The sequence below is a fragment of the Moorena sp. SIO4A1 genome, assembly GCF_010672065.1.
Taxonomy (GTDB): Bacteria; Cyanobacteriota; Cyanobacteriia; order Cyanobacteriales; family Coleofasciculaceae; genus Moorena.
The window spans coordinates 1-12,420 of the sequence record NZ_JAAHHX010000044.1 but is presented as its reverse complement, the minus strand read 5'-3'; the positions used below and the strand labels follow the sequence as shown (position 1 = coordinate 12,420).

The 12,420-nt window shown below is 44.4% G+C and carries 8 protein-coding genes; 6 read left to right on the top strand and 2 right to left on the bottom strand.

Going from position 1 to position 12,420, the window contains the following annotated elements; genetic code table 11:
* The first annotated feature begins 156 nt into the window (after positions 1-156).
* On the top strand, positions 157-2,388 hold the full coding sequence (locus F6K53_RS24420; protein WP_366511367.1) for a tetratricopeptide repeat protein: 2,232 nt from the start codon (positions 157-159) through the stop codon (positions 2,386-2,388).
* Between the two features lie 367 nt (positions 2,389-2,755).
* Here the strand turns inward: F6K53_RS24420 and F6K53_RS24415 are convergent, their stop codons facing one another.
* Complete coding sequence (locus F6K53_RS24415) at positions 2,756-3,706, bottom strand: DMT family transporter (RefSeq protein ID WP_293020463.1); 951 nt, start codon at positions 3,704-3,706, stop codon at positions 2,756-2,758.
* A 627-nt stretch (positions 3,707-4,333) separates the two neighbouring features.
* Here F6K53_RS24415 and F6K53_RS24410 point away from each other — a divergent pair.
* Positions 4,334-4,528: a hypothetical protein gene (locus F6K53_RS24410; RefSeq protein WP_293071565.1), complete on the top strand. Its 195-nt coding sequence runs from the start codon at positions 4,334-4,336 to the stop codon at positions 4,526-4,528.
* Positions 4,512-6,287, top strand: a complete 1,776-nt coding sequence (locus tag F6K53_RS24405; RefSeq protein WP_293082502.1) for a VWA domain-containing protein — start codon at positions 4,512-4,514, stop codon at positions 6,285-6,287. The genes F6K53_RS24410 and F6K53_RS24405 overlap by 17 nt, the downstream gene beginning before the upstream one ends.
* A 119-nt stretch (positions 6,288-6,406) precedes the next feature.
* On the opposite strand, the gene F6K53_RS24400 is transcribed toward F6K53_RS24405, so the two are convergent.
* Positions 6,407-6,592 carry a hypothetical protein gene (locus tag F6K53_RS24400; RefSeq protein WP_293071563.1) on the bottom strand — a complete coding sequence of 62 codons (186 nt, stop codon included), beginning with the start codon at positions 6,590-6,592 and terminating at the stop codon, positions 6,407-6,409.
* Positions 6,593-7,008: 416 nt separating this feature from the next.
* Here F6K53_RS24400 and F6K53_RS24395 point away from each other — a divergent pair, with 416 nt between their 5' ends.
* The 3 genes from F6K53_RS24395 to F6K53_RS24385 all read left to right on the top strand — a co-directional run bounded on the left by F6K53_RS24395 (position 7,009) and on the right by F6K53_RS24385 (position 11,927).
* On the top strand, positions 7,009-9,192 hold the full coding sequence (locus F6K53_RS24395; protein WP_293082499.1) for an ATP-binding domain-containing protein: 2,184 nt from the start codon (positions 7,009-7,011) through the stop codon (positions 9,190-9,192).
* A gap of 557 nt (positions 9,193-9,749) precedes the next feature.
* Positions 9,750-10,931 (top strand): hormogonium polysaccharide biosynthesis glycosyltransferase HpsP, encoded by a 1,182-nt coding sequence (gene hpsP, locus F6K53_RS24390; RefSeq protein ID WP_293082496.1) that lies wholly within the window; start codon positions 9,750-9,752, stop codon positions 10,929-10,931.
* Between the two features lie 102 nt (positions 10,932-11,033).
* The gene (locus F6K53_RS24385) at positions 11,034-11,927 is read left to right on the top strand and encodes an SPFH domain-containing protein (RefSeq protein WP_293020454.1); all 894 of its coding nucleotides are present in this window, start codon (positions 11,034-11,036) and stop codon (positions 11,925-11,927) included.
* Positions 11,928-12,420: the final 493 nt, after the last annotated feature.

The window sequence follows — 12,420 nt, the reverse complement described above, 5'->3', positions numbered from 1 at the left end:
GCAGTGCCTAAAACAAGTGTACCCAAGCAAATCAATCTAACGGCGGCACTGCCCACCCTATTTTATCGTAGCGATAACGTTCTGATCACCACTTAAGGATTTTGTATATTATCATGGGTAGCACTATCACTAGTGATCTACCTCCTTGAATAGGTGGTGAGGATTTCCCGGAGCAATAGAACTTGGATGAACTTGGGTCTTGGACAAACGATCGGTGGACGCTATAAAATTATTCGTCAACTGGGACAAGGTGGATTTGGTCAGACTTTCGTAGCTGAAGACCAACACTTGCCTGGTGAGAATCAGTGTGTGGTTAAGCAGCTCAAGCCAGTAGCCACGGATACCTTGACATTGCAGACCGCTAGGCGACTGTTTGAGACAGAAGCCAAAATACTACACCAGTTGGGAAGTAATGAGCAAATTCCCCAGCTTTTTGCGTATTTTGAAGAAAATAAAGACTTCTATCTGGTGCAGGAATTGATTGAAGGGGAAGACCTCAGCCAGGAACTTGTACCAGGAACCCAGGTCAATGAACATCAGGTGATTTCCCTGTTGCAGGAAATCCTGGAAGTTTTAGAATTTGTTCATCAACGGCATATTATTCACCGAGATATCAATCCTCAAAACATCATTCGGCGTAAATCAGATGGCAAATTAGTACTGATTGACTTCGGTGCGGTTAAACAAGTGAGTACTCAGATCCTGGAAGGGGGCAACACTGGCTTTACGGTTGCTATTGGTACTCCTGGCTATCGACCGAGTGAACAAGCCAATGGTTACCCGCAATTAAGCAGTGATATCTATGCTGTCGGGATGATCGGGATTGTTGGTTTAACCGGTTTACGTCCTCACCAATTGCCCCTTCACCCTGATACAGGGGAAATCACCTGGCATAACCAGATATCAGTAAGTGCTGAATTAGCCGATAGTTTAGATAAAATGGTGTGCTATGATTTCCGAGAGCGTTACCAATCAGCTACCTTAGCCTTACAAGCACTGACTACTATAACTAGTAATAAAACTAGTAATAATAACATAAATACTAACACTACTAAAACTGGCGCTACCTTAGTGTTGGGAATTGCGTCATCTATACAACCCCTGCTCCCTAAACCGCAACGATTCAGACTAAAACGGTACCAAGTGTTAATGTACACCGGGGTGATTGGATTGGGGTTTGCGGCAACGGTTTTTATGGTGAAAGCATTCAGGGGAGCTAATGCGACGGATTGGTATAACCGGGGCGAAACGTTTTTAGAATTGAAGCGCTATGAACAGGCTCTGAACGCTTATAATCGAGCTGTGGAAATCCGAGGGGAATATGCTCCAGCTTGGCAAGGTCAGGGCAAGACCTTGTTTGCACTAAAGTACTATGAAGAAGCTCTAAACGCTTACGACCAAGCGATTCAAATTGAGCCGGATTATAGTGCAGCTTGGAAGGGTAGGGGTAAAACCTTGGAGCAGTTGAAGCGTTATGACGCAGCAATTAAAGCGTTTAATAGCGCCCTGGAACTCCAGCCCAATGACTTGGATGCTTGGATTAGTCTTGGTAATGTCCAGGTTAAGTCCAAGAATTATTTTGATGCGATCGCATCCTTTGACAAAGCCCTTAAACTCAAACCCGATTCTTACCAAGCTTGGTATAGACGGGGCTGGGCATTACATAATTTGCGTCAATATAAAGCAGCGGTACAATCCTACGACCGAGCCTTAGACTACAAACCTAATTCCGCTGAAGCCTGGTATCAGCGGGGTAATGACTTGAGCAATTTGCAAAAGTATAAAGATGCAGCCAAGTCTTATCAGCAAGCTGTTCAATTCCAGCCCAACTTCTACCAAGCTTGGTATAGCTGGGGCAATACCTTAAATAAATTACGGAAATACCAAGAAGCCTTAGGGTCCTTTGAGCAAGCCGTTAAACTCCAGCCTAATTCCTATCAAGCCTGGTACAGTCGCGGTTGGACACTCCATCAAGTCCAGCGATATGAAGATGCCCTGGAAGCTTACTACAAAGCCATTAAACTAAAATCCAAGCCTTACCAAGCTTGGTACAGTCGAGGCAATACCTTCTATAAATTGGAACGATATAAAGATGCGATCGCATCTTACCAACAAGCAGTTAACTATAAACCTGACTACAGCCAAGCCTGGTATAGCCTAGGCAATGCATTAGTTAAAGTCAACCAGTATAAAAAAGCGATCGCTGCTTATGATAAAGCAGTGCGCTACCAGCCAAACTACCGAGACGCTATCAAAGCACGGGATTGGGCAAATCGGGCATTGGAAGCAGAGATTAGGGAACAGGAAACAGGGAATCGGGAATCGGGAATCGGGAATCGGGAATCGGGAATCGGGAATCGGGAATCGGGAATAGGGAATAGGGAATAGGGAATAGGGAAAGAGAGGGAGGTGTGGGTAGTGTGGGAGGTGTGGGTAGTGTGGGGAGTGTGGGATGTTTGGGGCTTCGGCGCGGGGAGTGTCAAGATGAATCTTAACTGGGTTCAGTAGGAATAGCAAGTAGGGTGGGCAGTGCTTCACAGAGATTCATTTGCTAACCATAGAATTGCTAGGCACTGCCCACCAGCTGATGGGTGCATGTCAGTTTTGTTAATCCCTGATTCAGATCCCCCGTTTCCCTTAATAAGGGGGACTTTTCAATCTAATTCCCCCCTTTTTTAAGGGGGGTTAGGGGGGATCTATGTACCTAATTACAAATTTGACATGCTCCCCTAGCTGTTCCCTTTGCTATTACATATTAAGTAGCTTCGGTAGAGCCGATATTATCTAATTCTCCATCTGATTGAGCCAGATAAATCCCAGATAATACGATTATAAACGTCAAGCCATTTAACCAACTCAATTTTTCTGCAAAAATTAGCCAGGCAAATAATGCTGCAATCATGGGTTCCAGCAATAGGATGAGAGAGACAAAGCTAGATGAAAATTGTTTGAGACTATAGAATAATGCACCCAATCCAATTATAGAGCCACAAAGTCCTAGGCCAATAACAGCAGACCATGATGAAAAGGAAGCAGGAAATAGTCTATCTTCAAATAGCAATGTTAATGGTAACAACAATAGGCCACCCAAGGTATAAAGCCATAGTAAAATTGTGCTTGTGTCAAATTTTACTCGGAGATTCTCTGTTACCAAAAGTGTAGCCGCATAGAAAAGGGCAGATAGTAATGCAACGCTGTCCCCTATCAATGTATCTCGATCGATATGAAAATCGTTAAAACCAATTAAGAACGTTCCTCCTAGAGCCAGCATCATGCCGATTAGGAAGCGACGATTAAAGGATTGGCTTAACAGTAACCATCCGCCGACAGCTGCAAAAATAGGAGTGGTGTTGTGGAGAAGATTAGAATTAGCAACACTTGTTTTTGTCAGAGACCAAGCCCACGTCACTAGGCAAATTGAATCTAAGCTAGCAACAAGAAATAAGGAGAAAAAATCCTTTACAGTATAAGCCTTGTTATCAGTGTTATCAGTAGTAGATAAGCGTCCGCTGTGCTTATCCCAAAGTAGTTTGATAACCTTGCCAAGGCCCAACGCTAGGCTGGCAATCCAAAACCGATTAAATATTGTTCCATAAGGGCCCATATCATGTTCTGTTATGCGAGTCAGAATTGGTGAAGACGATAGGGCAAAAATGGCAATTGCTAAGGAAGAAGATCCCCAGATTGCAGAACTTTTAGTAGACATGATCAACTTCCTTAATTAGGGATTATATAGTGGTTGTAAACAGTTGTTTTAAACGATTTGAGGTAGATAATCCTGAATTTTAGACAACAGGAAATAGCGGATCACCAGAAAAGTGGATCACCAGAACCTATAAAAGGATATAGGGAATAGCGAACCAAAAAAAATGATGTGTACCTCCTAATTAAGAAAAGTTCTATAAAAAGGGTTAAGTACATCATCAGTATAAACTATGGCGAGTAGCCATGGTTTATCTAATTTGATAGGAAGAGAAGTACAGCTTAAGACATAGTTTTCTTATTGAAAGGGGACAGGTAGCTTTGGATCAGGAAGCATAAGATATCTTAAGCTTTGCTTCCACTCCTATATCTGTAAAAGTATCATAGGATAAACCCATCTTGTCAATCAACCACGGGTACTTTTCAATAAACCTGGCCTTATGGCGATAGTTGACAATATATTTTATACATATAGTGTTTATTTGATGGTAAAAACATTATAGATAGGAATTAACAAAATTAGATCCGTTTACCCTGCAAAATACCATTTAATATAGAGGCTAATCCAGATTCATTGGCTGACCATAGGATTGCTAGGCACTGCACACCTTACGATTAATCACTATTCCCGATGCCCGATTCCCTGATTCCCGATGCCCGATTCCCGATGCCCGATGCCCGATGCCCGATGCCCGATTCCCGATTCCCGATTCCCGATTCCCGATTAACCGTTACAGAAAGCGCAACACAGACCATCAGCCTTCTGTTGTCGATTAGCTTAGGAATAAGCAATACAGAGGGCAAATCAAATGAACAAATTACTTAGACTATTCCTCCTTTCCGGAATGGTCGCTATCTTGGCACAGCTAACAACAGCTTGCCACAATCAGCGTTCAGCCCAAGAATCAGAAAAAAGCTCTAATCTACCTGTAGCGCAAGACGTAGAACGTGACCAAAGACAGCGCCAATCAGAACTTATGGAATCAGCCCAGGTCGGGAGGTCGGCGGATAGTGTTATTCAGAATTTCTCTAACAGAGGTTTGAGACCCCAAGCCTCAATGCCACTCTCCGGTAGCCCAAATGCAGCCTTGAAAGCAGTTCCTAGTAGCTCAATTCCAGAGCAAGCTATTCCAGAAGTCAGCAACAGAGAAAACTATAGTCCCATTGATGAGAATGCCTTTAAGAGAGTAAAGCATAATCCCCTGTCTACCTTTGCTATTGATGTTGATACCGCCTCCTACAGCAATCTTCGTCGTTTCCTTAATAACGGTCAACTCCCCCCTACTGATGCCATCCGTATCGAAGAATTAATTAACTACTTTAACTACGACTATCCCGAACCAGAAAGCGATCGCCCTTTCTCGATTACCACAGAAATTTCTCAAGCTCCTTGGAATCCCACTCACCAATTAGTTCACATTGGTATCCAAGGGGAAAAGATGGCCATTGAAGATTTACCTCCCAGCAATCTTGTCTTTTTGCTGGATGTCTCCGGTTCTATGAATAGTCCCAATAAGCTTCCCCTGCTCAAAGATGCCTTTCGGATGCTTGTCAATGAATTGAGAGAAGAAGACCAGGTTAGTATTGTCGTCTATGCTGGCGCTGCGGGCGTGGTTTTACCTCCTACTCCAGGCAACCAGAAAGATAAAATCTTAACAGCTATTGAGAATCTCAATGCCGGAGGGTCTACTGCTGGGGGAGCAGGAATTAAACTGGCTTATAAACTCGCCCAGAATAATTTTATTAAATCAGGAAATAACCGAGTTATTCTCGCAACCGACGGAGACTTTAATGTCGGAGTTTCCAGTGATACCGAATTAGTTAAACTAATTGAACAGAAGCGAAAAAAAGGAGTTTTCATAACCGTATTAGGATTTGGTACCGGTAATTTACAAGACTCCAAGATGGAGAAAATTGCTAATAAAGGAAATGGCAATTATGCTTATATTGATAACGAGTTAGAAGCTAAGAAAGTCCTGGTTAACGAAATCGGAGCAACTCTACTCACTATTGCCAAAGATGTTAAGATTCAAGTAGAGTTTAATCCTGCCAAAGTCCAAGGGTATCGTTTGATTGGTTATGAAAATCGGCGGCTGAAGGATGAAGACTTTAATGATGATACTAAAGATGCCGGAGAATTAGGAGCTGGACATACTGTTACTGCACTGTATGAAATTATTCCTGTGGGAGCGAAAACTAATGTCAAATTACCGGATATTGACCCTCTGAAATATCAATCCAATGCTGCTTCAACAACCAATTCCAAAGAATTAATGCAGGTCAAGTTACGTTACAAAGAACCTGATGGTAACACCTCTCAACTCCTCACCTATCCCTTGGTTGATAAAGCAGTCAAGCTAGACGATGCTTCCGATAACTTTAAGTTTTCCGCTGCCATTGCCAGTTTTGGTATGGTGTTAAGAGATTCTCCTTACAAAGGTAAAGCTAGTTTTGACCAAGCATTAACATTAGCAAAAGAATCCGAAGGGGTAGATTTAGAGGGTTATCGAGCTGAGTTTATTGATTTGGTTGAGAGTGCGCAGGAAATAGGAGATAGGGAATCGGGAATCGGAACCCACCCCTAACCCCTCCCAGGAGGGGAACGGGAATCGGGAATCGGGAAGAAGTAGTTTTCGATGAACAGGAGACAGCTTGGGATTGGTGATCAGACCGACCGGCCCTGCATCCAACACTATGGCTCCCCTCACCAAGTTACACCCTTCATCTCAATTGGGAATAACTCACGCTCCGAGAGTCGATCCTGATCCAATGCATGGATCAAGTACTGACCTGTTTCTTGTTGCTCTTCAATATCCTCATCATCAATCCAGGACTGAAGCAGATTAACCGCTTCAGCTTGCTTTTGCCTTACCAGAATAGAGTTTTCCAAATCTCCCTATCTCCCCATCTCCCCATCTCCCCGCGCCCCTTGAATTCCCTGCACCCTGTATTCCATAGCTGACAATTTGGGAACTCTAGCTTTAGGACTGTATTCAGCAGTATAGCAGTTCTCAATTAGGTGAAGTACTTTCGTCTTGGGTTTTAGGGAGTTTCCGAGCTGGGAGTAGGGAAAGACAGGGAAGTGTGGGAGGTATGGGAGATGTGGGGAGATGGTAACGCGCTATAGCAATACGGATTTAATCTACCGTTTACCATACTTATGAGGTACACAGGATTTTATCCCGATTCCCGATTCCCGATTCCCGATTCCCTACTCCCTACTCCCTACTCCCTACTCCCTATTCCCTAAAATTGTGTACCTCACCTTAAAAGCGATGTAAATCTTACCAGAGGAAATTAGCCCAAATGTCGGTTATCGATACAGATCAGGGTCGCAAATTTATTACCACTGAACCGATCACAGAAAGTGAAGAAACAGGAAAACAAAGAGTGTGGGATGCCACTCGCAGTGCTTTTTCAGAACGCAATTGTATTGGCTACTGGCGCTATCCTATTTTTTCTAAAGTAGGGGAAATCTCTAAAGAGCCTGATATTTTAATTGCTGATCAAGACCTTGGTCTAGTAGTAATTGAAATCCAATCTATCACCATTGATCAAATCATTACTATTGATGGTGATCAGTGGCAACTCCAAAACTGTTCCACCACTGAAGCACATCCCTACCAACAAGCTGAACATCAGTTAAAAGCAATACTCGCCTTTTGCGATCGCGAACCTGCTATTTGGCGCAAAGTTACCGGAAGGGCGATGATTGCTCTTCCTCTAATTACTCAAGAACAATGGCAACACCACGGTTTTGACCAACTGCCAGACTGTCCTCCCATTATCTTCCAAGACCAACTCGGTAAAGTTGGCTTCCTAGAGTGTATTCAAGAAAGTGAATCAGTGATACCAGGAGAAGACATAGATGATCAGCAGTGGAAGTTACTTTTAGCCGTGATCAGCGGAGCACCTATTTTCCGTAAACCTCTGCGTAGCCTAGTCTCTACCGAAGGCAAAACGCGCGCTAATGTTGTAGCCGCTTACTCCCAACAACTCTACGAATTAGATATGCAGCAGGAACACATTGGAAAAGAAATCCCTCCTGGGTTTCAGCGGCTGCGGGGGATTGCGGGGTCAGGAAAAACAGTGCTGCTATGCCAAAAAGCTGCTCATATGCACTTGAAGCACCCAGACTGGACGATTGGGTTAGTGTTTTTTAGTCGCACCCTCTACGACTTAATGATTGGGTTAGTGGATCGATGGCTGCGTCGTTTCAGCAATGGTGATATCCAGTATGACCACAAGACTAACCACAAACTGCGAGTGCTTCATGCTTGGGGAGCTAAGGATCAGCCTGGTTTATACAGCACAATTTGCCAGTTAAATGGGGCTAGACCCAAATCCGCTCGGGATACTCGGGAAAGACAGCCCAATCGTGGTTTAGCAGAACTTTGTAAACGGCTATCGGAAGAAATCAACATTGAACCCTGCTTTGATGCTATTTTAATTGATGAAGGACAAGACTTAGTTACTGAAGATTATTTAAAATTCCAGGGCAAACAAGCAATTTATTGGCTAGCTTATCAAGCCTTACGACCCGTTAACCCAGAACAGCCAGAACAACGGCGCTTAATCTGGGCTTATGACGAAGCTCAAAGCCTAGACACCTTAAAAATCCCTACCACAAAAGAACTGTTAGGTGAAAATCTCAGCCGACTTTTGTCACAAGGACCACAATACCCCGGTGGTATTAAAAAATCTGAAGTTATGCGGCGCTGCTACCGCACTCCTGGCTCAATTCTCACCGCTGCTCATGGGCTCGGAATGGGGTTGCTACGTCCTGAGGGCATGCTAACTGGAATTACCAGAAAGGAAGATTGGGAAAAAATTGGTTATGAAGTCAAAGGAAACTTTATTCCCGGTCAACAAATCACCATCCATCGTCCAAAAGAAAACTCCCCCAATCCCGTTCCTGAATTGTGGAGCGCACCAGTATTAGACTTTGAAACCTATGGCTCTCGTCAGGAAGAAATGAGTGCTTTGGCAGATAAGATTATGCATAATCTGGTTGATGATGACCTTAAAGCCAGTAAAGAAATCTTAGTGCTAGCTTTAGGGTCCACTTCCGAAGCAATTGAATTAGAAAATCATGTCGCTGTTGTTTTGATGGAGCAAGACATTGATATTTATATTCCCACGGCATTGGAGTTGAATGAACTAAAGCCTCAATGGCCCCACGTTGATCGCGATCGCTTCTGGAAAGATGGTGGAGTAACCATATCTCGTGTGCCCCGTGCTAAGGGTAATGAAGCGGATATGGTGTATGTGGTCGGTGTTGATAATGTTGCCAGGAAAGAGAGTGATGTCAGTTTGCGTAACCAGCTATTTGTGGCATTAACTAGGGCGCGGGGCTGGGCAAGTGTCAGTGGAGTGGGTGACTATCCCATGTATAGCGAAATCCGCCAGGTCATTGAGAGTGGCGATACCTTCACCTTTACCTACAAGCGACCTCTGAAGCGGGATATTGGTGACCTTGAAGAAGGTTAACCGTCACAACTGTTGAACTTCCGAATAGGGAACAGGAATCCTTAAGCTATCAGCTATCAGCTATCAGCTATAGCGCTACGCGCAAGTCAGAAGTCAGAAGTCAGAAGTCAGAAGTCAGAAGTAAGCTATGACTAAGTTTCGGAGTTTAGGAATGTCCTAATCTTAATGCGTAGTGCTATACCAGCTTTGGAATAAGCGATGCAGAGGTGCGACCCGTGGCGAATTTAATTCGCCTACGGAAAACGCACCATTACGGTCTTGGGAAGCCAGCGCGGTCTTGGGGGTTTCCCCCACTCGCTATTGCATCAAGACAACAAGTAAGCATTGGAATAATGCTGAGTTACCTCAAGCGCGTCGTTCGCACAGCGTGGCCATTCGCGTAGCGTGGCCAAAGCCTGTGCCACAAGGCTGACGGCACCTCAAGTAGCGTGAGCTAAAAGCTGACGGCTGAATGCTTACCTAAAGGTTGCTCAATGATGGCGTAAGCTCGTGATTGCTCCTAAGGTTGATTAGGAATAGTGCTATCTTTGACCCAACTTGGTATTAAGAAATATCCCATGCGAATTTTACAAATCGTCCCGTCGATTTCCCTGGTATATGGTGGTCCGAGTCAAATGGTAAAGGGACTATCTCAGGCTCTGGCATCTCAAGGGGTAGAAATTACAGTACTAACTACTAACTCTAATGGGGATGCTGGTCAACCCCCTTTGGATGTACCCCTGGATCAACCAGTAGAACAGGATGGTTATCAGATCAGATACTTCCGTTGCTCTCCCTTTCGCCGCTATAAATTTTCCCTGGGCTTATTACGCTGGCTATGGCAACACGCCTCAGAATTTGACCTTGCCCATATCCATGCCTTATTTTCCCCAGTCAGTACAGCAGCGGCTACCATCGCCCGAAAACAGGGATTACCCTACCTATTGCGTCCCTTAGGTACCCTTGATCCAGCAGATTTGCGGAAGAAACAACAGCTAAAGCGCATCTATGCCGCACTGTGGGAGAAACCGAATTTAGCTGGAGCAGCTGGTATACACTTTACGAGTCCACAGGAAGCTAAGATTTCGGAACGTTTTGGGACAGCATCCCCTGATATCGTGATTCCCTTAGGAGTGACGCCGCCAATCCAGCAACAACTCGAGCAACAACAGGGGAGAGCACGTACTGAATTGAAGATTCCCCATGACCAGCCCTTAGTGTTGTTTATGTCTCGTATTGACCCGAAGAAAGGATTGGATTTACTTATCCCAGCTCTAGAAAAGCTATTAAACGAGGGACTCCAATTTCACTTTGTCTTGGCAGGAACTAATCCTCAAGACCCAAGTTATGAAAATAGTATCATAGAGCAGATCAAGGCTTCAACTCTATCATCAAATACTACCATTACTGGTTTCGTGACCGGTGACTTGAAAGCAGCATTGTTAAAGGATGCGGACGTATTTGTGCTGCCATCTTACTACGAAAACTTTGGGATTGCGGTAGCGGAAGCGATGGTGGCTGGGACAGCAGTGGTGATTTCTGACCAAGTCCATATTTGGGAAAACGTCAAAGATGCTGAAGCAGGATGGGTGAGTGCTTGTGAGGTTCAGGCTTTGACTAGACAGTTACGGGAAGCACTTCAAAATCAGGATGAATGCCAACTGCGGGGAGTCAAGGCTCAGGAGTATGCTTTAAAGCACTATAGTTGGAATGCGATCGCACAACAAATGATTCAGGTTTACCGTCAAATTAGTCATTAGTACCCCTACGGGTACTGTCAAATCCCCGATAAACCAAGCAAAATAGACTTATCAGCCAATTAACTAAAACAACAAAGAGCAATACACAAACGATACATGCAAATGGAACGTATTCAGGAAATTCCTACCTTTAAAATTAATGGTTTTGCTGCTCTGGTAGGGATTATTGCGATCGCTAGTTTTGGTGTGTGGTTAGGTAAAGGTCTAGTCGGGTTTTCCAATATCAACGACTTATTTCTCTATACCAACAACTTATTTGGTATTGGTCTAGTGATCGTAGCCTTGGTTGCCGTAAAAGGCTTTCTGACTGTGCAGCCTAACCAAGCCCGAGTGCTAGTGTTTTTAGGCAGCTACGTTGGTAGTGTCCGTACCTCTGGCTTTTGGTGGGTTAACCCTTTCGCCTCCAAGCAACTGGTTTCTCTACGAGTGCGTAATTTCAACAGTGAGAAGCTGAAGGTAAATGACGCGAAAGGGAACCCCATTGAGATTGCTGCGGTAGTTGTCTGGCGAGTTGTAGACTCAGCCAAAGCCACGTTTGACGTCAATTCCTATGTAGATTTTGTTGCCATCCAAAGTGAGACCGCTATCCGTGGTTTAGCCAGTCGCTATCCCTACGATACTAATCAAGAAAACCTAGCGTCACTAAGAGGCAGCCCCGAAGAGATTGCAGCAGCTCTCAAGGAAGAATTACAGGCTCGCTTGGAGGTGTCAGGTGTCGAGGTGATTGATAGTCGTATTTCCTATTTAGCCTACGCTCCAGAAATTGCCCAAGTCATGCTACGGCGTCAGCAAGCTCAAGCTATTATAGCAGCTCGTCAAGAAATTATCGAAGGTGCCTTGAGCATGGTGGAAATGTCCATCAAGCGGCTGAACGATCACCAAATTATTGAGCTAGACGAGGAAACAAAAGCAGCAATGATTAACAATTTGCTAGTGGTTTTGACTGCTGAGCAAAATATACAACCTGTGGTCAATACTGGTAGTCTTAAACTCTAAGCTATCAGCAATCAGCGATCAGCTATAGCAGAAGTCAGAAGTCAGAAGTCAGAAGCGGTGCGACCCTGGTGATTAAAAATCACCATCAGAATGCGCACCAAGAGAGTCAAACTCTTGCGCTTACTTAGGTTTGAGACTTTTGTCATTTCCTAACTGCCCTGGCGACTGCTATATCAGCTGGGATACTCTTAAACCGTAATAAAACAGGATAAACCCGGATTAAACGGTCAAGGTGCAATGTATTGTTGCCTGAGTAAGGGGTGGTAAGCGCAGTAATTGGAGTTGAACCTCCCACCCATCTTTCTAGGCGTTCCTCACATCCCGGGGAGGAGTTGCTTGAAAGCCTTAGTTTTGCTATGTTTACAATCAAGGGGCGACCGATGAAGGCGCTCATAGAAGCGAAAGGGGTAAGAGCCTTTCCACGGTCAGGATTCAGGCCAAGTTCCCACCCAAAGGAGCGTATTGAGATGGATAACTCGGTGAAAACTAGGTT

What these genes read in the sequence shown, in the direction of transcription:
- F6K53_RS24395 (WP_293082499.1), top strand. Translation starts at nt 7,009, where the DNA reads ATGTCGGTTATCGATACAGATCAGGGTCGCAAATTTATTACCACTGAA.
- F6K53_RS24410 (WP_293071565.1), top strand. Translation starts at nt 4,334, where the DNA reads ATGCCCGATTCCCTGATTCCCGATGCCCGATTCCCGATGCCCGATGCC.
- F6K53_RS24385 (WP_293020454.1), top strand. Translation starts at nt 11,034, where the DNA reads ATGGAACGTATTCAGGAAATTCCTACCTTTAAAATTAATGGTTTTGCT.
- F6K53_RS24405 (WP_293082502.1), top strand. Translation starts at nt 4,512, where the DNA reads ATGAACAAATTACTTAGACTATTCCTCCTTTCCGGAATGGTCGCTATC.
- hpsP (WP_293082496.1), top strand. Translation starts at nt 9,750, where the DNA reads ATGCGAATTTTACAAATCGTCCCGTCGATTTCCCTGGTATATGGTGGT.
- F6K53_RS24415 (WP_293020463.1), bottom strand. Translation starts at nt 3,706, where the DNA reads ATGTCTACTAAAAGTTCTGCAATCTGGGGATCTTCTTCCTTAGCAATT.